The organism is Vibrio sp. 10N.222.52.B7 (assembly GCF_041474275.1).
Taxonomy (GTDB): Bacteria; Pseudomonadota; Gammaproteobacteria; order Enterobacterales; family Vibrionaceae; genus Vibrio; species Vibrio crassostreae_C.
Window position 1 is genome coordinate 919 of the sequence record NZ_JBFRTU010000048.1, and the last position, 271, is coordinate 1,189.

The window sequence follows — 271 nt, forward strand, 5'->3', positions numbered from 1 at the left end:
TTTGGTTTGCCTATCTAGGGGCTGTTGTTGCGGCCAAGATGTCGGCGCACAACCGAGTGAGCTTTCACTTTAAATTCTTTCCGCCAATCGTGCAGACCGTGAGTGAAACCATCGCTGACTTCTTATGGCTCTGTTTCAACGGCTACTTCGTTTACCTCAGCTACGACTTCGTGTTCAACAAAATGAATCTGTTTTGGAAGTCTCAGACTACAGGTATCCCGATGAAGTACTTCTACATGATTTTACCTATCGCGTTTTCACTGATGATGAT

At 45.0% G+C, this 271-nt stretch carries 1 protein-coding gene; it reads left to right on the forward strand.

What is annotated here, in order from left to right:
* The coding region (locus tag AB4512_RS13920; RefSeq protein ID WP_372175065.1) for a TRAP transporter small permease at nucleotides 1–271 on the forward strand (271 nt) is incomplete at both ends.